The sequence below is a fragment of the Pseudomonas sp. BO3-4 genome (genome assembly GCF_034044115.1).
GTDB classification, from domain to species: domain Bacteria; phylum Pseudomonadota; class Gammaproteobacteria; order Pseudomonadales; family Pseudomonadaceae; genus Aquipseudomonas; species Aquipseudomonas alloputida.
The window spans coordinates 1,547,570-1,572,149 of record NZ_CP139018.1 but is presented as its reverse complement, the minus strand read 5'-3'; the positions used below and the strand labels follow the sequence as shown (position 1 = coordinate 1,572,149).

Annotated in this window: 20 protein-coding genes; 11 read left to right on the top strand and 9 right to left on the bottom strand. The window is 63.0% G+C overall.

Annotated features, from left to right (window positions below; translation table 11 throughout):
- Window positions 1–147: 147 nt before the first annotated feature.
- The gene (locus REH59_RS07300; RefSeq protein WP_014861204.1) at window positions 148–1,707 is read right to left on the bottom strand and encodes a sigma-54-dependent transcriptional regulator; all 1,560 of its coding nucleotides are present in this window, start codon (window positions 1,705–1,707) and stop codon (window positions 148–150) included.
- Between the two features lie 257 nt (window positions 1,708–1,964).
- Between REH59_RS07300 and phhA the strand changes: the two genes are divergently transcribed.
- From phhA to REH59_RS07275, 5 genes are all read left to right on the top strand, one after another.
- Complete coding sequence (phhA, locus tag REH59_RS07295; RefSeq protein ID WP_003254528.1) at window positions 1,965–2,753, top strand: phenylalanine 4-monooxygenase; 789 nt, start codon at window positions 1,965–1,967, stop codon at window positions 2,751–2,753.
- Between the two features lie 39 nt (window positions 2,754–2,792).
- Complete coding sequence (locus tag REH59_RS07290; RefSeq protein ID WP_003254532.1) at window positions 2,793–3,149, top strand: 4a-hydroxytetrahydrobiopterin dehydratase; 357 nt, start codon at window positions 2,793–2,795, stop codon at window positions 3,147–3,149.
- Window positions 3,150–3,338: 189 nt separating this feature from the next.
- Entirely contained in the window at window positions 3,339–3,467 is a 129-nt protein-coding gene (locus REH59_RS07285) for a hypothetical protein (protein WP_003254533.1), read from the top strand.
- A gap of 157 nt (window positions 3,468–3,624) precedes the next feature.
- Entirely contained in the window at window positions 3,625–7,824 is a 4,200-nt protein-coding gene (locus tag REH59_RS07280) for a deaminase domain-containing protein (protein ID WP_014861206.1), read from the top strand.
- 90 nt (window positions 7,825–7,914) lie between these two features.
- Entirely contained in the window at window positions 7,915–9,117 is a 1,203-nt protein-coding gene (locus REH59_RS07275) for an MFS transporter (RefSeq protein ID WP_003254535.1), read from the top strand.
- Window positions 9,118–9,249: 132 nt separating this feature from the next.
- Here REH59_RS07275 and REH59_RS07270 read toward each other — a convergent pair whose 3' ends face one another.
- Window positions 9,250–12,270, bottom strand: a complete 3,021-nt coding sequence (locus tag REH59_RS07270) for a D-2-hydroxyglutarate dehydrogenase YdiJ (protein WP_014861207.1) — start codon at window positions 12,268–12,270, stop codon at window positions 9,250–9,252.
- A gap of 152 nt (window positions 12,271–12,422) precedes the next feature.
- Here REH59_RS07270 and REH59_RS07265 point away from each other — a divergent pair, with 152 nt between their 5' ends.
- Complete coding sequence (locus REH59_RS07265; RefSeq protein ID WP_014861208.1) at window positions 12,423–13,307, top strand: LysR substrate-binding domain-containing protein; 885 nt, start codon at window positions 12,423–12,425, stop codon at window positions 13,305–13,307.
- Between the two features lie 138 nt (window positions 13,308–13,445).
- Here REH59_RS07265 and REH59_RS07260 read toward each other — a convergent pair whose 3' ends face one another.
- From REH59_RS07260 to REH59_RS07235, 6 genes are all read right to left on the bottom strand, one after another.
- Complete coding sequence (locus tag REH59_RS07260; protein WP_003254538.1) at window positions 13,446–14,864, bottom strand: amino acid permease; 1,419 nt, start codon at window positions 14,862–14,864, stop codon at window positions 13,446–13,448.
- Between the two features lie 638 nt (window positions 14,865–15,502).
- On the bottom strand, window positions 15,503–16,570 hold the full coding sequence (gene rluB / locus REH59_RS07255; RefSeq protein ID WP_003254539.1) for a 23S rRNA pseudouridine(2605) synthase RluB: 1,068 nt from the start codon (window positions 16,568–16,570) through the stop codon (window positions 15,503–15,505).
- 187 nt (window positions 16,571–16,757) lie between these two features.
- Entirely contained in the window at window positions 16,758–17,525 is a 768-nt protein-coding gene (scpB, locus tag REH59_RS07250) for an SMC-Scp complex subunit ScpB (RefSeq protein ID WP_014861210.1), read from the bottom strand.
- Window positions 17,512–18,252: a segregation and condensation protein A gene (locus REH59_RS07245; protein WP_162470266.1), complete on the bottom strand. Its 741-nt coding sequence runs from the start codon at window positions 18,250–18,252 to the stop codon at window positions 17,512–17,514. The genes scpB and REH59_RS07245 overlap by 14 nt, the downstream gene beginning before the upstream one ends.
- 110 nt (window positions 18,253–18,362) lie before the next feature.
- Window positions 18,363–18,992, bottom strand: coding sequence for an L-threonylcarbamoyladenylate synthase (locus REH59_RS07240; protein ID WP_003254544.1), 630 nt, complete (start codon window positions 18,990–18,992; stop codon window positions 18,363–18,365).
- A gap of 13 nt (window positions 18,993–19,005) precedes the next feature.
- The gene (locus REH59_RS07235) at window positions 19,006–19,866 is read right to left on the bottom strand and encodes a PHP domain-containing protein (RefSeq protein ID WP_003254545.1); all 861 of its coding nucleotides are present in this window, start codon (window positions 19,864–19,866) and stop codon (window positions 19,006–19,008) included.
- 67 nt (window positions 19,867–19,933) lie between these two features.
- Between REH59_RS07235 and REH59_RS07230 the strand changes: the two genes are divergently transcribed.
- The 5 genes from REH59_RS07230 (at window position 19,934) to REH59_RS07210 (ending at window position 23,814) form a co-directional block, all read left to right on the top strand.
- Entirely contained in the window at window positions 19,934–20,527 is a 594-nt protein-coding gene (locus REH59_RS07230) for a septation protein A (RefSeq protein WP_003254547.1), read from the top strand.
- 1 nt (window position 20,528) lies between these two features.
- Window positions 20,529–20,828, top strand: a complete 300-nt coding sequence (locus REH59_RS07225) for a YciI family protein (RefSeq protein ID WP_003254549.1) — start codon at window positions 20,529–20,531, stop codon at window positions 20,826–20,828.
- Window positions 20,829–21,160: 332 nt separating this feature from the next.
- Window positions 21,161–21,838: a response regulator transcription factor gene (locus tag REH59_RS07220; protein ID WP_003254551.1), complete on the top strand. Its 678-nt coding sequence runs from the start codon at window positions 21,161–21,163 to the stop codon at window positions 21,836–21,838.
- 160 nt (window positions 21,839–21,998) lie between these two features.
- Window positions 21,999–22,415 (top strand): Spy/CpxP family protein refolding chaperone, encoded by a 417-nt coding sequence (locus REH59_RS07215; protein WP_003254553.1) that lies wholly within the window; start codon window positions 21,999–22,001, stop codon window positions 22,413–22,415.
- Window positions 22,416–22,473: 58 nt separating this feature from the next.
- Window positions 22,474–23,814 carry a sensor histidine kinase gene (locus REH59_RS07210; protein ID WP_128573783.1) on the top strand — a complete coding sequence of 447 codons (1,341 nt, stop codon included), beginning with the start codon at window positions 22,474–22,476 and terminating at the stop codon, window positions 23,812–23,814.
- A gap of 130 nt (window positions 23,815–23,944) precedes the next feature.
- Here REH59_RS07210 and REH59_RS07205 read toward each other — a convergent pair whose 3' ends face one another.
- Window positions 23,945–24,502 carry an NAD(P)H nitroreductase gene (locus REH59_RS07205; RefSeq protein ID WP_003254557.1) on the bottom strand — a complete coding sequence of 186 codons (558 nt, stop codon included), beginning with the start codon at window positions 24,500–24,502 and terminating at the stop codon, window positions 23,945–23,947.
- Window positions 24,503–24,580 lie beyond the last annotated feature (78 nt).

The window sequence follows — 24,580 nt, the reverse complement described above, 5'->3', positions numbered from 1 at the left end:
TGGAATCGGGGGCCCTGCGGGCCCCTATCGCGACACAAGGCCGCTCCCACAGGTAATGCGCCCAGCCAGAGCACAGCGTATTACCTGTGGGAGCGGCCTTGTGTCGCGAAAGGACTGCAACGCAGTCCCAGGTTCTTTGCCCAACAACTAATCCGCCGACTTGTTAAGCGAGTAATCCCTCAACTTGTTGGCAATTGTCGTGTGCGAAACACCCAATCTTTTCCCCAAAGCCCGACTACTCGAAAACTCCCCCATCAAACTTTCCAGCACCGCCTTTTCAAAGCGCCCTACTATCTGCGAAAGATCCCCTTCCAGCGAAAACTCGCCCAACGGTTGCCGCACGCCATAATCCGGCAAGCGGATATGCTCGCTTTTAACCACGCCGCCGTCACATAACGAAACCGCTTGGAACAACACGTTTTCCAACTGCCTTACATTACCTGGCCAGTGGTACTGCCCAAGTTTGTCCATTGCCGCCGGTGCCAGGCGCGGCATGGCGCAGCCAATCTGTCGACTGGCCTGATCGAGAAAATGCTGCACCAACCCCTCCAGACCATCCATGCATTCGCGCAAAGGCGGAATGTGCAGCGACAGTACATTGAGCCGGTGATACAGGTCCTGGCGAAACTCGCCACGGGCACACAACTCGGACAAATCCACCTGGGTTGCACAAATCACCCGCACATCCAGGTAGACCTCTTCATCGCTACCCACCCGACGGAAGCAGCCGTCCTGCAGAAAGCGCAGCAGCTTTACCTGCAGGCGCGGGCTCATCTCCCCTACCCCGTCAAGGAACAGCGTGCCGCCTGCAGTCAACTCCAGCAGCCCCAGCTTGCCTTCGGCCCGTGCCCCTTCGAATGCCCCAGGGCCGTAACCGAACAGCTCGGTCTCGGCCATCGACTCGGGCAACCCGGCGCAGTTGAGCGCCATCAGCGGCGACTGTCCACGCGGGCTGGCCAGGTGGCAGGCACGCGCCAGCAACTCCTTGCCGGTACCGGTTTCGCCCTCGATCAGCAACGGTGCATCCAGCGGCGCCATGCGCCGCGCTTCACGCACCACGGCAGCCATCACCCGCGAGCTCTGGAAGATGCTGTCGAAGCCACGCAGCTCTTGCTTGCGCACATTGTAGATACGCTCGCCGATTCGGTCGGCGCGGTGCAGGGTAAGCACCGCGCCGGCCAGCGCCTCGCTGTCATCGTGCTCGGACTGCAGCGGTGCGATATCGGCCAGGAACACATCGCCTTTGACTTTGATGCGCAAGCCGTTGATGCGTGACTTGTTGGCCCGCACCAGCTCCGGTAGATCGAAGTCTTCTACGTAGCGCGCCAGCGGCATGCCCGGCACCTCATCAACCCGCACGCCAAGCAACTGCGCGGCGGCACGGTTGGCCGCAACGATGCTGCCGCCCATGTCGATCGACAGCACCGGGAAGTCCAGCGCCCCCAGCAACGCATTCAGCTCCATGTGCCGGCGTTCGCTGGGCATCAGGCCCACACGCTTTACGCCGAACACCCCGGCAATCGCCTCGAACTTCGGCCGCAGGGCCTGAAATTGCAGGTTGATCAGGTTCGGGCAGTGCAGGTAGATGGCGTTGCCATGGTCACCGCCAACCTCACCGCGCAGCACGTTGATGCCGTACTCCACCAGCAGGTTGAGGATGTCGCGCAGGATGCCAATGCGGTTCTGGCAATGGACTTTGATACGCATGAGGGCTCTCGAAGCGCTGATGTTTTTCAACACCGCGCGGAAAAGTCGTAAAGATAAGCTGACAAAAACCGGGTTTCTATCAACCAGATGCCTCGAATTTTCCGACACTTGCCGCGTTTTGTAAAATTATCGTTACGAAAACCCACGTCAGCACCCTTCGCGGCCGAGGCCCACCCCCGTGCAAAACCGCTGGCGAAGGGATATTCCTTTAGGCATGTCCTGCACATAACAAGAAAAGCCCTCACCAGGAGAGCCTCATGAAACAGACGCAATACGTGGCACGCGAGCCCGATGCGCATGGTTTTATCGATTACCCGCAGCAAGAGCATGCGGTGTGGAACACCCTGATCACCCGCCAGCTGAAAGTGATCGAAGGCCGTGCGTGCCAGGAATACCTGGACGGCATCGACCAGCTGAAATTGCCGCATGACCGCATTCCGCAATTGGGCGAGATCAACAAGGTGCTGGGTGCCACCACCGGCTGGCAGGTTGCCCGGGTACCGGCGCTGATCCCCTTCCAGACCTTCTTCGAATTGCTGGCCAGTAAGCGCTTTCCGGTCGCCACTTTCATCCGCACCCCGGAAGAGCTGGACTACCTGCAAGAGCCGGATATCTTCCACGAGATCTTCGGCCACTGCCCGCTGCTGACCAATCCCTGGTTCGCCGAGTTCACCCACACCTACGGCAAGCTCGGCCTCGCCGCGACCAAGGAACAACGTGTGTACCTGGCGCGCTTGTACTGGATGACCATCGAGTTTGGCCTGATGGAAACCGCGCAAGGCCGCAAAATCTATGGTGGCGGCATCCTCTCGTCGCCGAAAGAGACCGTCTACAGTCTGTCTGACGAGCCTGAGCACCAAGCCTTCGACCCGATCGAGGCCATGCGTACGCCCTACCGCATCGACATTCTGCAACCGGTGTATTTCGTGCTGCCGAACATGAAGCGCCTGTTCGACCTGGCCCACGAGGACATCATGGGCATGGTCCATAAAGCCATGCAGCTGGGTCTGCACGCACCGAAATTTCCACCCAAGGTCGCTGCCTGAGCGACCTTGCCGATAACAACTCGAACCGGAAAACACCTCATGAATGCCTTGAACCAAGCCCATTGCGAAGCCTGCCGCGCCGACGCACCGAAAGTCACCGACGAAGAGCTGGCTGAGCTGATCCGCGAAATCCCGGACTGGAACATCGAAGTACGTGACGGCCACATGGAGCTGGAGCGCGTGTTCCTGTTCAAGAACTTCAAGCACGCCCTGGCATTCACCAATGCCGTGGGCGAAATCGCCGAGGCCGAAGGCCACCACCCAGGGCTGCTGACTGAATGGGGCAAGGTCACCGTGACCTGGTGGAGCCACTCGATCAAAGGCCTGCACCGCAACGACTTCATCATGTGCGCACGCACTGACAAGGTGGCGGAAACGGCTGAAGGCCGGAAGTAATCACCAGAACGAAGGGGCCAGAGGCCCCTTTTTTCATGGGGCATATGTGCGCTGTTCGCCCGCAAAACCGACAAACGACCGGGAAAAAAACCAAACTGTCATCCAGACTTGTGTATCCTGCCCGAGCTTTTTGAAGCCACAAACGCGCCTGGCGCAGACTTTTCACTCACACTTGCGAGGAACGACGAGATGCATGAAATCCCGAATCTTCCCTTCCCAAGCCTGAACCCAGAAGAGCCATCCGTGACCGTTCACGCCGAACCGGCAGCTGCCGCCGAGCAGGATGGTGACGATCAATCCAGCGCTGACCAGGAATAACTGCGCATCCCCGACTGTGTGAAAACGGCTGACCTGCGGGCTACCCCCGTCATCACGTTTTCACACCGTCTAAAATCAACGTTGTAACAACCCACTACCACCTGCCCCGCCCCTGCCCTACACAGACTCGTGCCTCCAACCGCAAAGAGGCAGAGCCATGTCATCTATCACTGACGCCGCCGACCTACTCGCCCGGATAGACACCCTGGACGCCGAAAGCGTGCGCCTGCACAGCGACCTGTCCGGTCCAATGGACCTGGCCACATCGCTGCGCGAACATTTCAACCAGGCACTGGGCTTCACAGACCTGTTCCCCGTCGACCTGAGCGATCATGACCTGCACCAGCAGCTGACCGAAGCTTTCGCCCGTGAACCGGCGCGTGAGCACTTCAACCGCACCCTGCGACGCCCCGCCGGCAGCCAAGTAGAGGCGAACCTGGTGGCGACCTTGCAGACAAAACTGGCCCATATCGTGATCACGGCAACCGATGCCTCACTGATCGCCGGGTTGAACGAAGGCCTGCCCAATCCATGGCCCTATGCCAGTTGCAGCCTTGCCCAGGCACTCTGGGCTCGGCGGGTGTGCCTGACCCAGCGTGACTGCTTCGTAGCGGCCGCCCTGCTGCTGTACCCCAGTTTGCCAACTACCCCCCGGCCCCCACGATCGGCCTCCCGTCCACTGGTGCTGGACAACTACCTGGACCTCCCCACACTGGCCAGACACCTGCTGAAGCCTCCAGCCGGTGTTCACCTTGCCGTCCACCTGTTCAACGCCCTCGGTGCGACAGTCTATGCACAAGGCAGGCGTTACCGCCCGCCCACTGCCCGCGAACGAGCGTCGGGTGTAACACCTGATCAGCATGGAAAGGCGTTTCTCCCAGGCCCGGCATTGAATGTGCCAGCCGCTCAAGCGCTCGACGCCGTGCTGCATTCGTCCATGTTCACCCGATGGGCCGGCGAACTGGCCGCCTCGGCAGAATGGGATGCCAGCTCCGATCACTTGGCCTTGGCCGAACAAACCTTGATCGACGTGTTGTACCCACCCGATGACCGCCAGCCGGGGCAGATCATGGCTTTCGAGCTGTTCAGCCCGGACAATGCCACGCTCCCCGTCGAGGAAATCCGCCTTGACCTGATCAACAGTGTGCAAATCCGTCTCGCCTGCACCCCGGCGATTGCGCAACTGGCCGGTGAACTGCTGATGCGCCGCTTCGCGCCCGAACTACTGCTCAGTGGCTACCCGGCCGATTTCAGCTTCGAGCCCGACCTGCGCTGGGCCAGCATCCGCCAGGGAGCCCTGATACTCAGCGCCCGCCAGCAACCGATGACCTTCGACAACGCAGAACAGGTCATGCGCCAGGCCCTGCACGAGGATGACCCCGCTCCCGAAGAAGCACTGCGCCAGACGCTGGCGGTGTGGGCCCCCTTGCGCGGATCATTCGAACTCCCCCCGCCCTGGTCGCACCAGCAATGGCAATTGGCGTTGCATCGCTACCTGGCGGTCAGGGACGTTGAAAGCCTCAATGATCTCCCGGACCGCTTCGAGGAGGCGCGTCGTCAGTTGCTCCAGAGCCGGATAGCGCCCGAGTCGCGCAACGCGGATGGCCAAGTGCACCTGCTGATGTACCTTGACCATGGCGCAGGCTACCGAAGCAATCCCCGCCTGCCGGACGTGACCGCCTGGTATGAAGTGGCCTTCGGCGCTTGGGAACAGCGTGCCACCAACGTCTATCAAGCTATCCTGCACCGCTGCTTGAGCCACCTGCCGGAAGATATCAAGGACCGCCTGCGTGATGGCCCCTGGACCGCCTATGCCGTGACCTGGCCGATCTACGTGGGCCCCGATAACCGACCTGAGTACGGCTCCAGCCCCAGAGCGGACTGGCACATGCAGACGGCCACCCAGGGTTTCGTCGTACATGCCCCGGGCACAGAGGGCGATTGGCTTTACGAGCTGTTCCCCGAACGGCTGCACTGGCAAGCGCACTTCATTGCCCACACAGCGCCGACGCGCCTGGCCGAGCAATTGACGCTGCTCTACAGCGAATACAACCAATCACAACTGCCGTGGATCGCTGCCGACTTTCCCGCCTTGCGACAAGTGCTCATCGCCCCCACGCAAGATCGCCTCGACTCACTGGCCAGGCATTACGCCAGCGATATCGCCTTGGGCAATCGGGATGCTTTGCATGCACTGGGCAAAGGCGCTACCCCGCATGAACAATTCCTGGCCAGGCGCCAGTCCGTGAGCACTGGGCGCTACTTGCAACGGTTGTTTTCCAACCTGATACCGGGCTTGAGTTGCCTGAACCCAGAGGATGGCAGCGATGCACTGGCTTGTGTCCTGGACATCGCCGCGCTGAAAGGCGCGGCAGTCACGCTTGGTGGACGGGCCTTCAAACCATTGGCCAAGCTTCCCGGCGTGCTGGGCCAAAGCGCCAACACCGCACGCCTGAACGCCGCGCGCGCCGCCCGACGCTGGAGCAGCATCCCCGTCACGCCCGACTTCAGCGAGCGCCTTACCCCGCCCAAGCGCTGGCGCAGCGCGCCCGAACTGACGACGGTCGCCCCCGAATCCCGGGAACTCATGACGCAGCGAAGGGTACTGCCGGGCCAGACGCCCGATGCCGTGCTACTTGACCAGATACCCGACAGCCATGGTCCGGTGCCACGCGAGCTACCCGAAACAGCCACACTGATCCCCCGCGACAATGCCACGGTCGATGCAATCATTCATGGCGCCGCCTATCGCCTTCAAACACCGAACACCTCGGGGCTGCTACGTCGGGTTGCGCATGAGCCGCTACTCGGCCAGCCACCCACCGAGGTGCCGCCGCCTTACACCGGCGGCGAAGCGCAAATGGCCCTGAACTTCTCGCCCTTGCCCAATGACGCCGGCACACCCGTATTCGGACAACACGTCAGTCACGCCTTCCAAACCGTGCGGATCGAGCCGGTACCGATTCGTTATCGCCCCCAGCACACACGCTTCGACATCTGGGCGCAGGTCATGGTGCGCGAGGGCAAGGTCGTCGTACACGCCCCTAATCACCCCAGGCGATTGAAAGCCTTGCCCGTCGAAGAAACCCAGTTACGCCTTGGCGTCATCTCGCCTCCCGTGTACCACAGGCGCATCGTGGTCGACCCATCGCCTGAACTACGCTTTGGCTTGCCTGCGGACATGCCGATCGAGCAAGTCAGGCAGATTACCGACTACTGCCCTCCCGTGCGCCTGGGCGGGCTGGCACGGACCATCCCCGACCGCCGCACCCTGCGCGGCGCATTGATCGACTGGCGCGGTGAGCAGTGGTTGATCGTCGAGGCCGATCTGGGGATTTTTTATGGCGCCCCCCATCAGCCCTGGGCATGGCAGACAAGGCTGCTGGATGCCCCGGCACTGCCAGCTTCGCTGCCACATCCGCCCAGAGGGCTGCGTCGCAGGTTCGAGAGAATCACCGACCACGAGGCCATCGAGCGGTACCTGGAAATCAGCGAAACCTACCGCATCGTCGCCGAACGCCCCAACCTGCAGCGCGATGTCGATAACGTGGTCAGATTGCTGCGCGACTGGATAGAACAAGGGCGAACATGGCAACTCCGCCACCCCTCGCGATTCCTGCAGTTCATCGAAGCCATGGAGTCGCGCCTGCTCCCGGAATACGCGCGCAACATCCTCACGCAGAGCGCGGCCCAGGACGCTTTGGCGGGCCCCGCCAGTCGCGGCATCGCAGCATTGAACCGGGAGATAATCCCGATCTGGAGGCAATTCCACGGCACCAGCGCCGCAGACCGCCAACACATGCTAGGCATACTGGACGATCTGCTACCCGCGCGCGGCGCCACTCACCCTTACACACCGACAGCAGGTGCACAGTCGCTGGACGACAACGCGATGGCCGCCTTGCGTCAGCACCTGTATCCAGTCAACCTGGCCTTTGCCAGTGTCACGCTAAGGGACCATAGCCGCGTGGTGTTCTTCGCCCTGTCAGGCAGCCCTGGCCGGCGCGCATTGCATATCATCCCGACGCCCCGCCTCACACCGGCAGTGGACTACGTCGATGCACGCCAGGTTAACCAGTTTTTCCCACCAGACCCGCGGTTTACCGAGCTGCCAATCCTGCGGCGCGCAGATTTCCTGTGGACGCGCGTCCATAAGCGACATCTCGATGCCGAACGACACATCGCCAGCGCGCTGAACCGCAGACTGCTTCACCGCCACACCGAGGTCGAGCGCATCGATGTCTTCACACTGCTCGACTCCTGTCGCTCCTGTGGCGGCTTCGTCCTGCCGCGCTTGCGGCTGGATTACCCGAAAGCCGAGTTCAGTGTGACCTGGATGCTCGATTACACCAACTGACTACAGCCTGACAGCTTCGCCCGCAAACACCCTTGCTGTGGTTAAGATGGCGGCACACACTGCCATCCTTACCGCAGCAACGGATCCCCAATGCCAGCACGCAGTCCCACATCCCTTGCCGTCACTGGGCAAGTCGTCTCCATCGTCCTGTTCACCTTCATCGGCTACCTGAACATCGGCATCCCCTTGGCCGTGTTGCCCGGCTATGTGCACAACGACCTGGGTTTCAGTGCCGTGGTCGCCGGCCTGGTGATCAGCGTGCAGTACCTCGCGACGCTGCTCAGCCGCCCTGGCGCCAGCCGCATCATCGACAACCACGGCAGCAAGAAGGCGGTCATGTACGGACTGGCTGGCTGCGGGCTCAGCGGGGTATTCATGCTGGCCTGTGCCTTCCTCACTCACCTACCTTGGTTGAGCCTGGCTTGCCTGCTGGTCGGTCGCCTGGTGCTGGGCAGCGCCGAAAGCCTGGTAGGCTCGGGTGCGATCGGCTGGGGCATTGGCCGGGTGGGTGCCGCAAACACGGCCAAGGTCATCTCCTGGAACGGCATCGCCAGCTATGGTGCGCTGGCCATCGGCGCCCCACTGGGCGTGCTGATGGTCAAAGGCCTCGGGCTGTGGAGCATGGGTGTGAGCATCATCCTGCTGTGCATACTCGGTTTGCTACTGGCGTGGCCCAAGCAAGCCGCCCCCATCGTCAGCGGTGTACGCCTGCCGTTCCTGCGGGTGCTGGGCAAGGTATTCCCCCATGGCTCGGGGCTTGCCCTGGGCTCGATCGGCTTTGGCACCATCGCCACCTTCATCACCCTTTACTACGCAAGCCGTGGCTGGGCCAATGCGGCGCTGACCCTGAGCCTGTTCGGCGCCAGTTTCATCAGCGCACGGCTGCTCTTTGGCAACCTGATCAATCGCATCGGTGGCTTCAGGGTGGCGATCGCCTGCCTGTCGGTGGAAACGCTCGGGCTGTTGATGCTGTGGCTGGCACCCAACGCCGAACTGGCCTTGGCGGGGGCTGCATTGAGCGGGTTTGGTTTCTCGCTGGTGTTTCCGGCATTGGGCGTGGAGGCGGTGAACCAGGTGTCGGCAGCTAACCGTGGGGCAGCGGTGGGAGCGTATTCGCTGTTCATCGACTTGTCACTGGGGGTGACCGGGCCATTGGTCGGTGCGGTGGCGGCGGGGTTCGGCTTCGCTTCGATGTTTCTGTTCGCGGCGGCTGCGGCAGCGTGTGGGTTGGTATTGAGCCTCTATTTGTACCGCCAGGGGCGTCGGGACAGGGACCGTACAACAGCAGCCTGAAAGCCGGTGCCGGCCTCTTCGCGGCCCACCCCGCCCCTGCAGGGTTGACGCGCCAGCCTGGCGTGCACGATCCCCCCGTAGGAGCGGGTTCACCCGCGAAGGGCTGCAAAGCAGCCCCAAAAGGCCTCAAACTTAGCGCTGAGCGTACTGCAACACCACCTCAAGCGGGTGGCGCATCTTCCGCTCGGTCATGCGCTTGACCTGGCTACGGCACGAGTAACCGGTCGCCAGCGGCTCCCCTTCCTTGTCCAGCTTGGTCGCCCAGCTCTGCTCGAATATGGCCCGCGAGGTTTCCTGGTTGCGGGCTTCGTGCCCATAGGTACCGGACATACCGCAGCAACCCGTGGCCTCGGTCACCAGCTTCAGCCCCAGACGGGCGAACACCTGCTCCCACTGCCGGGTGCTGGCCGGCACGTTGGTCTTCTCGGTGCAGTGCGCCATCAGGCGGAAGCTGCCCGGTGCGGTAGGCGCCTGCTCGGGCAGTACATCCATCAACCATTCCTGCGGCAGCAACACCTGCGGACAACCCTCCAGGCCTGGCACCTTCTGGTACTCCTGGCGATACACCAGCGTCATCGCCGGGTCCAGCCCCACCAGCGGCACACCGCAATCGGCCAGGGCCTTGAGCTGCGTGGCGTTGCGGATCGCTGCCTTGGCAAACGCGCCAAGGAAACCCTGTACGTGCAACGGCTTGCCGTTGGCGCTGTACGGCGCCAGAAATACCCGGTGACCCAGGCGGTGGGCAAGGTCGATGAAGGCCGACAGCAGCGGTGTTTCGAAGTAGCGGGTGAAGGCGTCCTGCACCAGCACGATGCTGCGCTCGCGCTGGGCCGGGGTCAGCTCGCGCAGGGCCGGCACCGTGGCCATGCCAACGCGGCAACGGGTCAGGGTAGCCTGGAAGTTGAAGCGGCTGATCAGCGGGCTGTCGACCATGCCCACCTTGTCGGCCAGCAGTTGGCTCACCCACTTCGAACCCATCACCGCGTTGTACAGCCCCGGTGCGTGCGCCAGGTAGGGGATGGTGAACTCGAGCGAGCCGATCAGGTAGTCACGCAGCGGGCGCTGGTAGCGACCGTGGTACAGCTCGAGGAAGCGCGAGCGGAAGTCCGGCACATTGACCTTGATCGGGCACTGCCCGGCGCACGACTTGCACGCCAGGCAGCCGGCCATGGCGTCATACACTTCATGGGAGAAGTCCTCCTGGCCCTGGTTGCGCGCGCGGTTGTTGCGCAGACGCGCCGGCAGGCCCTTGAGCCACGACACCTTGTTGCGCGCCGCAGCCAGCACATCGATATTCGCCTCGCCCTGCAGGCGCAGCCACTCGCGCATCAGCGAGGCGCGGCCCTTGGGCGAATGCTGGCGTTCGCGGGTAGCCTTCCACGACGGGCACATGGCGTCGTTGGGGTCATAGTTGTAACAGGCGCCATTGCCGTTGCAGTGCACGGCGTTGGGGAAGTCCTGCCATACGCGCTCGTCAATGGTACGGTCAAGGTCGCCGCGCAGGGTCACGCCATCGACCGGGGTCAGGCCCTCGGCGCTGCCCAGTGGCGTGCAGATCTTGCCCGGGTTGAGCTGGTTGTGCGGGTCAAAGGCGCCCTTCAGGCGCTGCAACGCCGGGTACAGCTCGCCGAAGTACTCAGGCACGTATTCCGAGCGCAGGCCCTTGCCGTGCTCACCCCACAGCAGGCCGCCATAACGCTTGGTCAGCGCGGCAACAGCGTCGGAAATCGGCTTGACCAGCGCGGCCTGCGCCGGGTCTTTCATGTCCAGTGCCGGGCGCACGTGCAGCACGCCGGCATCGACGTGGCCAAACATGCCGTAGGCCAGGCCGTAGCCATCGAGCAGTGCACGGAAATCGGCGATGTAGTCGGCCAACTGCTCTGGCGGTACCGCGGTGTCCTCCACGAACGGCTGCGGGCGCACTTCGCCTTCGACGTTGCCCAGCAGGCCCACCGAACGCTTGCGCATGGTATAGACGCGGGTGACTGCCTCGGCGCCTTCGGCCAAGGTGTGGCCCAGGCGCTCGACGCTGGTGTCGCTTTGCAGGTGCTGGATGAACGCCTGCACCTTGGCGTTGACCTCGGCCGGCTCGTCGCCGCAGAACTCCACCAGGTTGATGCCCAGCGTGGGGCGCTCGGGGTCCGCCGGGAAATACTCGGCAACGCTGTGCCAAACGATGTCTTTCATCGCCAGCATCAGCACCTTGGAGTCGACGGTCTCGATCGACAGCGGCTTGTGCGCCATCAGCGCGTTGGCATCACGCAGCGCATCCATGAAGCTGGTGTAGCGTACGTTGACCAGCACCGCATATTTGGGAATCGGCAGCACGTTGAGCTTGGCTTCGACCACGTAGCCCAGCGAGCCCTCGGCGCCGCACAGCACGCTGTTGAGGTTGAAGCGGCCCTGCTCGTCGCGCAGGTGCGCCAGGTCGTAGCCGGTCAGGCAACGGTTGAGCTTGGGAAAGGTGGTTTCAATCAGTTCGGCCTGGGTTTCCTGAATTTCCCGGGCCATGCGGTACACCTCGCCGACCCGGCCCGGCGCGGCGCAGGCCTGCTCCAGCGCAGCATCGTCGATCGGCAGGCTGTGCAGGCGTTCGCCACCGAGCAGCACGCTGTGCAGCTCCAGCACATGGTCGCGGGTTTTGCCGTAGGTGCAACTGCCCTGGCCACTGGCATCCGTGTTGATCATGCCGCCGACCGTGGCGCGGTTGGAGGTGGACAGCTCAGGGGCGAAGAACAGCCCGTGCGGCTTGAGCGCAGCATTGAGCTGGTCCTTGACCGTGCCGGCCTGTACCCGCACCCAGCGCTCTTGCACGTTGATTTCGAGAATGTTGTTCATGTGCCGCGACAGGTCGACGACGATACCGTCGGTCAGCGACTGGCCGTTGGTGCCGGTGCCACCACCGCGGGGGGTCAGCTTGACCTGCTGGAAGCGCGGTTCACCCATTAGCGTGGCGACCCGCGCCACATCGTCGGCATCCAGCGGGAACACCGCCGCCTGCGGCAAGCGCTGGTAGATCGAGTTGTCGGTGGCCAGTACCGTGCGGGTTGCGTAGTCGGCACTGATCTGGCCACGGAAGCCGCTGTTGCGCAGGGCTTCGAGGAATTCGGGGTAATTGGCGCTCGGTGCAACGGTGGACAGCTGGGCGATCATCGAAGGATGGCCTCTTGATATTGGCTAAATCACGGGATCCCTGTCGCCCCGGCATGGGTTGAGGCATGCAGGGATGACGTATAGGCCAATGTTCCTGTAGTTTCGCGTCAGGGGCAAACGGATAATCCTGCCGCTATCAATGACTTTTATGAATGAATTACCGCCACCTGACCCCATCCATGTCACTGCTGCTGGCTTTCGAGGCCGCCGCCCGGCATGAAAGCTACACCCGCGCCGCCGCCGAACTGTCGCTGACCCAAAGCGCGGTCAGCCGCCAGGTGCAAGCCCTGGAGCAGCAGTTGGGCCTGACCCTGTTCCGCCGCGAGGGGCGCCAGGTGCAGCTGACCGATGTCGGCCGCCTGTACCAGCGCGAGCTGAGCGAGGCACTGGGGCGCATCCGCAGCGCCACCTTGCAGGCACTGGCCTATCAGTCGGGGGTAGGCACCTTGCGCCTGGCTACCCTGCCAACCTTCGGCTCGAAATGGCTGTTGCCGAGGCTGCATGCGTTCTACAGCGCTCACCCAGGCATGCTGGTGCACATTCATTCACGCATTGAAACCATCAACTTCGACACCAGCGAAATCGATGCCGCCATCGGCGTGGCCAGCCACGACTTGCCGGGGCTTGTCTGCCATCGCCTGCATGCCGAGGAGCTGGTGGTGATCTTGCCGCCGGAGGCCGACGTCGGCAGCCAAGGCTGGAGCCCGGCGCGGATCAGTGAAGAGGTGCTGCTGAATGTGGCCAACAACCCGCATGCGTGGGGCGAGTGGTTTTCCCATCATGGCTTGCCGCATCGGGCGATGCGGCTGGGGCCGAGTTTCGAGCTGACCTCGCACCTGATCCAGGCGGTACGTGCCGGGATCGGGATCGGGCTGGTGCCGCGCATATTGGTGGAGGAGGAACTGGCCAAGGGCGAGCTGTACAGCCCGGGTGTGGCGTTTGCCAGCCAGCGTAGTTATTACCTGATCTACCCGCCGAGGAATGAGGCACTGCCGTCGCTGCGGGCATTCAGGGGGTGGTTGCTGGAGCAGATCTGATTGTTGGCGGGATCACCTGACCTGAGGGCAACGCTGTACCTGTAGGAGCGGGTTCACCCGCGAAGAGGCCCGCACAGGCAACAAAAAACCCGAAGCCAGCCACCTGACTCCGGGTTTTCGCATACCGCTTATGGCGCCTTACTTGGCCACAGTCTCAACGGCACCGCCCGCATTCACCTGGCGACGCGACTTGACCATGTACACCGCCAACATCGCAAGCAGCCACACCGGGATCGCATACACCGACACCTGGATGCCCGGGATCATCAGCATGATGCCCAGAATCAGCACCACGAAAGCCAGCACCACATAGTTGCCGTACGGGTACCACAGCGCCTTGAACAGCGGCTTCTGGCCGGTACGGTCGAGGTGCTGACGGAACTTCAGGTGCGAGTAGCTGATCATCGCCCAGTTGATCACCAGGGTGGCCACGACCAGCGACATCAGCAGTTCCAGCGCGTTTTGCGGCATCAGGTAGTTCAGCAGCACGGCGACGAAGGTCACGGCAGCCGACACCAGGATCGAACGCACTGGCACGCCCCGCTTGTCGACCTTGGCCAGCGACGCCGGGGCATCGCCCTGCTCGGCCATACCCAGCAGCATGCGGGCGTTGCAGTAGGTGCCACTGTTGTACACCGACAGCGCCGCAGTCAGCACCACGAAGTTCAGCAGGTTGGCAGCCACGTCACTGCCCAGCAGCGAGAACACTTGCACGAACGGGCTGCTGCCGTAGCTGCCACCCGAGGCGTCGATGCTGGCGACCAGGTTGTCCCACGGGGTCAGCGACAGCAGCACCACCAGGGCACCGACATAGAAGATCAGGATGCGGTAGATGACCTGGTTGATCGCTTTGGGGATCACGGTCTTTGGCTTGTCGGCCTCGGCGGCGGTGAAGCCGAGCATTTCCAGGCCACCAAAGGAAAACATGATGAAAGCCAAGGCCATTACCAGCCCGCTGACGCCGTTGGGGAAGAAACCGCCATGTGACCACAGGTTGGCCACGGTGGCTTCAGGGCCGCCGCTGCCGCTGGTCAGCAGGTAGGCACCCAGGCCGATCATGCTGACGATGGCGACCACTTTGATGATGGCGAACCAGAATTCGGCTTCACCGAAGAACTTCACGTTCATCAGGTTGATGGCGTTGATCAGCACGAAGAAGGCTGCCGCGGTGACCCAGGTGGGGATCTCCGGCCACCAGTAGTGAACATACTTGCCGACCGCCGAAAGCTCCGACATACCCACCAGGATATACAGCACCCAGCAGTTCCAGCCCGACAGGAAGCCGGCGAAACCACCCCAGTAGGTGTGGGCGAAATGGCTGAACGAGCCGGCCACCGGCTCTTCGACGATCATTTCACCCAGCTGGCGCATGATCATGAAGGCGATGAAGCCGCAGATGGCGTAGCCAAGAATCATCGACGGGCCGGCGGATTTCATCACGCCAGCCGAGCCGAGGAACAGGCCGGTACCAATCGCACCGCCGAGGGCGATCAACTGGATATGGCGGTTCTTCAGGCCCCGCTTTAGCTCGCCTGAATGCATGTTTTGTCCACTCATGAACGAAGTCACCTGCATTGTTTTTATCTGTGACGGAATCGGACCCACCGCGCTCGTGGCGCAGCGGAATGGGCAAGGTGGTTACCTTGGGTTTCTTGACCTCAGGTGCCGCCGGAGCAGGTCAACCAGGCGTGATCAAGAGTGCGCGGTACGCAAGAGGGTCACAGGTAAAACGCGGCGCACTGTATACCCCTGCAAACGCGCAGGCGTCAACGCGTTGCATCGTTTCCTCGGGAAAAAAAGCAGCGTTCCTGTGGTTCAGGCCTTCAAAGGCGAAGTGATCGGCGTACATGGCGCCTCCATTTGTTGTTTTGTCAGCCCGGCTCTTTGGACGGGCTCCTGCACAAGGCAATGGCGGCTATAACACCGTGGGGACGGGGGTTTGGGCAAGGGTGGCTGGCGCCATGGCGACGGCTTTGGCACAGGGGCGCCGGCAAGGTTTGTTTACACGATCGGGCTTGATCTGAAATGCGGACTGAAAACGGCCACATTCGTACAGATTTCTTTACAAGGCGGTTCAAGAACTTGCCAGTCGTCCGAAAAATTCTTTTTGTTCAATATCTTGGGCTTGGTCCACATTCGCGCAGGCATAAAAAAACCAGCCCGAAGGCTGGTTCCTTGATGACCACACTGGCTTATCAGCCACGCGGCTTGCCGCGACCACGGCCTGCCGGCTTGTCGCCATCAGGCTTGCCCGGACGCTTGCGCATCTCGCTCGGGCGCTCAGCCACCGTGCTGCCACGGGTGGGTTTACGCGGCGCTTCTTCACGCGGCTGACGCGCAGGGCGTTCGCCAGTAGCGGCACCTTCGTGGGCCGGGCGCAGGTTGCGCACGCGCTCGCCACGGCCCAGCGGGCGGGTCGACTTGCGCTGCAGGCGCTCCATCTTGTCCTTGGCCTTGAGCTTCATGGCTGGCAGCGCGACCGGCTGCAGGCCCACTTCGGCGGCGAGGATGTCGATTTCGCCCTGGGTCATTTCGCGCCAGCGGCCCATCGGCAGGTCCGAATTGAGGAACACCGGGCCGAAACGCACACGCTTCAGGCGGCTGACCACCATGCCCTGGGATTCCCACAGGCGACGCACCTCACGGTTACGACCTTCCATCACCACGCAGTGGTACCAGTGGTTGAAGCCTTCGCCACCCGGTGCCTTCTGGATATCGGTGAACTTGGCCGGGCCGTCTTCCAGCATTACGCCGGCTTTCAGGCGCTCGATCATCTCGTCGTCGACTTCACCGCGCACACGTACCGCGTACTCGCGGTCCATCTCGTAGGACGGGTGCATCAGGCGGTTGGCCAGCTCACCGTCGGTGGTGAACAGCAGCAAGCCAGTGGTGTTGATGTCGAGGCGGCCGATGTTGATCCAACGGCCTTCTTTTGGCCGTGGCAAACGGTCAAACACGGTCGGGCGCCCTTCCGGGTCGTCACGGGTGCAGATTTCGCCGTCGGGCTTGTTGTACATGATCACCCGGCGGGTGGCCTCGGCGGCCTCCTCGCGCTTGATCAGCTTGCCGTCGACGGCGATGGCGTCGTGCAGGTCGACGCGCTGGCCAAGGGTGGCCTCGACGCCGTTGACCTTGATGCGACCCTGGCTGATCCAGGCCTCGACATCACGCCGCGAGCCCACGCCAATGCGCGCCAGCACTTTCTGCAGCTTTTCGCCGGATGGCGGGGTGATTTCGGTTTCTTTCAGGTCTTGCTCACTCATCTGGGCACCTCCCGGTGTAGGAATGAAAACAGGTTTCTGGCGACGAACGCGCCAAAAGGCCGCGCATCATACGCGGTTCATCAGGGGAACGCACTGGAGGGTAGAGGGTTTTGTGGGGCTGGGCATGATTTTCTGCCCAATGGGCTTTGTGCTGGCCGCTTCGCGGGCAGCACAGGCAGCAGATCAATCAGGGCTGCGCCTTGTTCTCTTCCTCCACCGGAGGCTCAGGCTCTTCTCCCCGCAAATCATCAAAATCGGTTTTCAAACCGTCTTCCATGGCATCCAGCTCCACCAACAGGCTACGGAAACTGGTCTCCTCTCTCGGCTCACCAACCTCCTCTTCCCCAAGGCTGGCATCCGCCAACGCCTGCAGGTGCGCAGGCACCGGCGCATCATCCGGGTCAAGTTGCGGCGCTGGTTCCATTTCGCGCAGCTCGGCCAAGGCCGGCAGGTCCTCAAGGCTCTTGAGGTTGAAATGATCGAGAAACGCCTTGGTGGTGGCGAACATCGCCGGCCGCCCGGGCACTTCGCGGTAGCCGACCACGCGAATCCACTCGCGCTCCATCATGGTCTTGATGATATTGCTGTTCACCGCAACGCCCCGCACGTCCTCGATTTCACCACGGGTGATCGGCTGGCGGTAGGCAATCAGGGCCAGTGTCTCAAGCAGCGCTCGCGAATAGCGCTGCGGGCGCTCTTCCCAGAGGCGCCCGACCCACGGGGCATAATCCTCGCGAATCTGCAGGCGATAGCCGCTGGCCACCTCCTTGAGCTCGAACGCACGCCCATCGCACGACTTGCCCAGCACCTCCAGGGCCTGCCTGAACACCTTGGGCTCGGGGCGCTCGGCTTCCTCGAACAGCTCGTACAGGCGCTCAAGGGATTGCGGCTTGCCCGAAGCGAGCAAGAAGGCTTCGATCAGCGACGCCAGGTCGCGGGGTTCATTCAGGTTCATCGGGTTCTTCAACTGGCGCCGGGCGAAGCCGCACGTGAATGGCGGCGAAAGGTTCATTCTGCACAAGTTCGATCAGCGATTCTTTCACCAGTTCGAGAATGGCCATGAAGGTCACCACCACGCCCAGCTTGCCCTCCTCGGCAGCAAACAACGCGATGAACGGCACAAAGGCACCGCCCTTGAGACGCTCCAGCACCTGGCTCATGCGCTCGCGGGTGGACAAGGTCTCACGGGTGATCTGATGGCTTTCGAACAGGTCGTTGCGGCGCATCACCTCGGCCATGGACATCAGCAGCTCTTCCAGGCTGACCTGAGGCAACAGCTTGCGCACCTTGGCCTGCGGCGCTTCCAGGCGCGGCACCACCACCTCGCGCCCGACCCGTGGCAATTCGTCGATGCCCTCAGCGGCGGCCTTGAAGCGCTCGTACTCCTGCAGGCGGCGGATGAGCTCGGCGCGAGGGTCACCCTCCTCCTCCTCGACGTCGGCGGAACGCGGCAGCAGCATGCGTGACTTGATCTCGGCCAGCATGGCAGCCATCACCAGGTATTCGGCAGCCAGTTCAAGGCGCACGCTTTTCATCAGCTCCACATAGCCCATGTACTGCCGGGTGATCTCGGCCACAGGGATGTCGAGGATGTCGATATTCTGCTTGCGGATCAGGTACAGCAACAGGTCCAGCGGGCCTTCGAACGCTTCGAGGATGACTTCAAGGGCGTCCGGCGGGATGTACAGGTCCAGCGGCAGCTCGGTCAGGGCTTCGCCATAGACCAGCGCCAACTGCAGTTGCCGAGGCGCTTCGACCCGTTCGGCCGGCGCCTCAGGCGCTTCCAGCTGGCTCACGCGTTGACCAGGAACGGCGTGGGGTCGCCACAACCTTCGCGGATCAGTTCCGGCTCGTCGCCGGACAGGTCGATGATGGTCGACGCCTTGAGGTCGCCGAACCCGCCATCGATCACCAGGTCAACATGGTGCTCCAGCCGTTCACGGATCTCGTAAGGGTCGGTCATCGGCTCGCTGTCGCCCGGCAGGATCAGGCTGACGCTCATCAGTGGCTCGCCCAACTCGGCCAGCAAGGCCAGGGTGATGGCGTGGTCCGGTACACGCAGCCCGATGGTGCGACGCTTATCGTGCAACAGCAGACGCGGCACTTCACGCGTGCCGTTTAGAATGAAGGTGTAAGGCCCCGGTACATGCGCCTTCAGCATGCGGAAGGTGCCGGTGTCGACCTTGGCATACAACCCCAGTTGCGACATGTCGCAGCACATCAGGGTGAAGTTGTGCGTCTTGTCCAGCCCGCGCAGGCGCCGCACCCGCTCGATTGCCGACTTGTCGCCTATCTGGCAACCCAGCGCATAGGCCGAGTCCGTCGGATACACCACCACGCCCCCCTTGCGGATGATCTCGACGGCCTGTTTTATCAGGCGCGCCTGTGGGTTCTCCGGATGAATCTGGAAAAATTGGCTCACGTAATCGTCCTGTTCATAGCGCCAAAGGCTGTTCATGGCTGAATCGACGCCACAAAGGTGGCAGATCCTCGGGCAAAGGCCGATAGGCACCGATCTCGCCCCAGGTGCCGGGGCCGTGGAAGTCACTGCCAGCGCTTGCCAGCAGGCCGAACTCACGGGCAAGAATGGACATAGTGCCCACTTGCTCGGCAGGCATCATCCCGTTGACCACTTCAAGCGCCTGCCCTCCTGCCTGAATATAGTCGGCAATCAGCCGCCTGCGCTTGCTGCGGGTCAGGTCGTAGTGCATGGGATGCGCCAGGCTCACCCAGGCGTTGGACTGCCTCAGCGTGGCAACGGTTTCGTCGAGCGTCGGCCAGTGCTGCTTGACGTCGCCCAGCTTGCCGGCGCCCAGCCACTTGCGAAACGCTTCACCACGGTCCTTGACGTGCCCGGCACGCACCAGATATTCGGCAAAATGCGGGCGCGCCGGGGCGTTGCCGCTGTCACCCAGCTCGTGCTGCACGGCGCGCGCGCCTTCAAGCGTGCCGGGCATGCCCTTGGCCGCCAGCCGTTTGTCGATTTCTTCGGCACGCAGCCAGCGGCCGCGGTGCAACGCTTGAATCGCCGCCAGCAATGGCGGTGCGTCGAGCGGGAAGTCATAGCCCAGCACGTGGATGGTCGCGCCGCCCCACGTGCAAGACAGCTCCACACCGCTGACCCAGCGCATACCCAGGTCAACGCAGGCCTGGCGCGCTTCGGGCAGGCCTTCGAGGGTGTCATGGTCGGTCAGCGCCAGCGCTTGCACCCCGTGTTCATGGGCCCGGGCAACCAGTACCGAAGGCGACAGGGCGCCGTCGGAGGCCGTGCTGTGACAGTGCAGATCAACATTCATGGAGGAGCGCTTTCGCTGGAATCGATGTTTGTTATTATGCCGTCACATCCCGATTCTGGCTGCCATTGTGAAACAATTCATCGATTTCATCCCGCTGCTGCTGTTCTTCATCGTCTACAAGCTCGACCCGCGCCCCATGGAAGTCGCCGGCCATCACTTCGAATTTGGCGGCATCTACAGCGCCACAGCCATGCTGATCATCAGCTCGCTGGTCGTGTACGGCGTATTGTTCCTGCGCCAGCGCAAGCTGGAAAAGGGCCAGTGGCTGACGCTGATCGCCTGCCTGGTGTTCGGTGGCCTGACCCTGACCTTTCACAGCGAGACCTTTCTCAAGTGGAAGGCTCCTGTCGTGAACTGGCTGTTCGCCCTGGGTTTTGCCGGCAGCCACTTCATCGGCGATCGGGTGCTGATCAAGCGCATCATGGGCCACGCCCTGACCCTGCCTGATGCCATCTGGACGCGCCTGAACCTGGCCTGGATCGCTTTCTTCCTGTTCTGCGGCGCGGCCAACCTGTTCGTCGCCTTTACCTTCCAGGACTTCTGGGTGGACTTCAAGGTGTTCGGCAGCCTGGGCATGACCGTGATCTTCCTGGTGGCGCAAGGCGTGTACCTGTCGCGCCACCTGCACGATGACCCTTCTACCTCCAAACCCAAGGATTGACATGCTCTACGCCATTATCGCCAGCGACGTCGCAAACTCCCTGGAAAAGCGCCTGGCTGCCCGCCCGGCGCACATCGAACGCCTGCAGCAGCTCAAGGCCGAAGGCCGCGTGGTGCTGGCGGGCCCACACCCGGCCATCGACAGCAACGACCCGGGCGAAGCGGGTTTCAGCGGTAGCCTGATCGTTGCCGAATTCGAATCGCTGGCGGCGGCGCAGACCTGGGCCGATGCCGACCCGTACATCGCAGCCGGCGTGTACGACAAGGTTGTGGTCAAGCCGTTCAAGCAAGTGCTGCCTTGACCTGAGACGGCACGGCCTTCTTCGCTACTCAAACCTTCGGATCTGTGCCATCGCCCGTAGGAGCGGGTTCACCCGCGAAGAGGCCGGGCCTGCCGGCCAATCTCCACCCGCCGTTCACCGTTGCCGCCGCTACCGTATTCGCGGGTAAACCCGCTCCTACACAGATTTGGTGGTGGACACACGTCGGTGGTCGGACACAGCCCGCTGTAGGAGCGGGTTTACCCGCGAAGAGGGCCACGCGGTACCAGCAGTTATACTCAGGCCATCAGTCTGCGGTATCTTTGCCACTGGCGGGCCGAATAACCGCCGTCAATGGTTGAATTGAGTGAGTCATGAGCGAGCTGTTACTGATTGATGATGACCAGGAACTGTGCGAGCTGCTCGGCAGCTGGCTGACCCAGGAAGGGTTTTCCGTGCGTGCCTGCCACGATGGGCAGAGCGCACGCCTGGCCCTGGCCGAGCATGCCCCTGCTGCCGTGGTACTGGATGTGATGTTGCCCGACGGCAGTGGCCTGGAGCTTCTCAAGCAGCTGCGCAGCGAGCATGCCGAGCTACCGGTGCTGATGCTGTCAGCCCGCGGCGAGCCGCTGGACCGCATTCTCGGCCTGGAACTGGGTGCCGACGACTACCTGGCCAAACCCTGCGACCCGCGCGAGCTCACTGCCCGCCTGCGCGCGGTGCTGCGCCGCAGCCACCCCACCGCCACAACCAGCCAGATGGAGCTGGGTGACCTGGTCTACAGCCCTGCGCGGGGCGTGGCCAGCATCGATGGCCGCGAAATGACCCTGACCCTGTCCGAAAGCCGTATTCTTGAAGCGCTGCTGCGCCAGCCCGGCGAGCCGCTGGACAAACAGGAACTGGCGCAGATCGGCCTGGGCCGCAAGCTGACCCTGTACGACCGCAGCCTGGACATGCATGTCAGCAACCTGCGCAAGAAGATCGGCCCCCACGCCGATGGCCGGCCACGCATTGTGGCGTTGCGTAGCCGTGGCTATTACTACTGCCTGTAAAAACGCCGGGGCCGCTGCGCGCCCCATTGGCGGCACAAGGCGGGGCCTGCACGGGCCAATCATCTTTACTTTGCCTTTACCATCCCCTGACTGCGCTTGACGGTGATCTCCCTAGACTGTGCTCATCCGGTAATCACCGGCCTATGAAAGGAGAGACACCATGCGCAAGACCCTTATCGCCCTGATGTTCGCTGCCGCTTTGCCGACCGTAGCCATGGCCATGCCTGACGGCGGCCCGCGCCACGACGGCCCGCATCATCGCGGTGATGCGCCTTTCCACCAACTGGACCTGAGCCGCGATCAGCGCCAGCAGATCGGCAAGCTGATGGGCGAGCAAATGCAGCAGCGCCGCGACATTACCGAGCGCTACCTGTCCAAGCTGCCGGCCGCCGACCAGAAAGCCATGAAGGATGAACTGCAAGCCAACCGCGACAAGACCGACAGCGCAGTGCGCAAGTTGCTCACGGCTGACCAGCAGAAGAAGTTTGACGAACTGCAAAAAGAACGCGCCGCCAAGAAAGCCGAGTGGCAGGAGTTCCAGGCCTGGAAAGCTGAAAAAGGCGCCAAGGCCCAGTAAGCTGTCCGCCCCGTGCCCGGCCCGCATCACTGCGGGCCGGGCTTTTCCCGTTTAGGAGGTGCACTTGCGTTCACTGTTCTGGCGCATCCTGGCCAGTTTCTGGCTGGCCATCACCCTGGTCGCAGGCCTGTCGATCCTGCTGGGGCACATGCTCAACCAGGACGCCTGGATCCTCAGCCGCCACCCGGGCCTGAATACCCTGGCCAGCAAGTGGGCCAAGCACTATGAGCAGGAAGGCCTGGAGGCGGCCCAGCACTTTCTGGAACGACGCAAGGACCGCTACAAGATCGACGTGCAGGTGCTCGACGATAGCGGTGAGGCCGTGGTGCCCGGTACCTTTCCACGCCGTGCGGCAGCCTTCGAAGCGCGCCAGCACAACGACCAGCGGCGCTTGCCATGGCGCCGGCTGACCGAGGAATACACCAGCCCCGACACCGGCGAAACCTACTTGCTGATCTACCGCATCCCCCACCCGGCGCTGGATGCCTGGCACCGTGAAAGCCTGCTGTGGCCACTCAGCGCCCTGGGCATTGCCTTGGTCGTGCTGACCCTGTTCAGCCTGCTGGTGACGCTGTCCATCACCCGCCCGTTAAGCCGCCTGCGCAGCGCCGTACACGATCTGGGCCAGACCACCTATCAGCAGAACAGCCTGGCACGGCTGGCAGCGCGGCGCGACGAGTTTGGCGTGCTGGCCAAGGACTTCAACAAGATGGGCGCGCGCCTGCAAAGCACCATTGGCAGCCAGCGCCAGCTGCTACGCGATGTGTCCCACGAACTGCGCTCGCCGCTGGCCAGGCTGCGTATTGCCCTGGCCCTGGCCGAACGCGCCGAGCCTGAGCAGCGGCAAGCGCTGTGGCCACGCCTGACCCGCGAGTGCGACCGCCTGGAAGACCTGATCAGCGAAATCCTCGCCCTGGCCCGAGTGGATGCCGAACAGGCTCATGCCGAACCCGTCGACATCAATGCCTTGCTCGGCAGCGTACGCAAGGACGCCCTGCTGAGCGCGCCGGAGCAGGAAGTGCGCCTGGAGGCGCAGCCGGGGTTGAGCTTGCAGGGTTGGCCAACGCTGATCGAGCGTGCCGTGGACAACCTGCTGCGCAATGCCCTGCGCTTCAACCCGGCGGGCCAGCCGGTCGAGGTCAGCGCCGCACGCGAGCAGGACCGCATCGTGATCAGCGTGCGTGACCATGGGCCTGGGGCGGCAGCGGAGCACCTGGCGCAACTGGGTGAGCCGTTCTTCCGCGCGCCGGGGCAAGAAGCACCGGGGCATGGCCTGGGGCTGGCGATTGCGCGCAAGGCCGCGGAGCGCCATGGCGGTAGCCTGGTGCTGGAGAATCATCCACAGGGTGGGTTTGTGGCCAGGCTGGAGTTGCCCCTGGCTGAAGCGACAGGCAGTTGATGGGGTGTAAAGGTACCTGGCCTCTTCGCGGGTAAACCCGCTCCTACAGGGGATGTGGATGCCGTTGTAGGAGCGGCTTCACCCGCGAAGAGGCCGGAAGCCTTGATACCTGAATCAGCCCAAGGCCAGGTTACTCACCCCAGCCACTGACGAAATCAGCCGTTTCCAGCACCGGCGCTGTCCGCGGCTCGGTCAGCGGCGTGCCGACGTACAGGTAGCCGATCAGCTCCTCGTTCTCGGCCAACCCCAACCCCTTGTGCACATGGGCATCGAAGGCCATGTCACCGGTACGCCACACCGCGCCGATCCCCTGCGCGTGCGCAGCAATCAGAATACCGTGCGCCGCACAGCCCGCCGCCAGGCGCTGCTCGGACTTGGGCACCTTGAAGTGGTCCTGCAACCTGGCCACCACCACGATCAGCAACGGCGCCCGCAGCGGCATCGCACGGGCCTTGTCCAGTGCAGCCTGGCTGGCATCGCCCTTGTGCTGCACGGCTTCGGCGAACAGCTCACCCAGCTTCTCGCGGCCCTGGCCTTCGATGGTAAGAAAACGCCACGGCCGCAGCTGGCCGTGATCCGGGGCGCGCAGGGCAGCCTGGAACAGCGCCTCGCGCTGGGCGGCATTGGGCGCCGGGTCGGTCAGGCGTGGCACGGAAACACGGTTGAGCAATGCGTCGAGAGCCTCCATCGGCTACCCTCCTGGCAGTTGAATGTGCGGCCATTCTAGCGTTTACATCACCAGACCCATAGGTAGAATGGCGCCCTT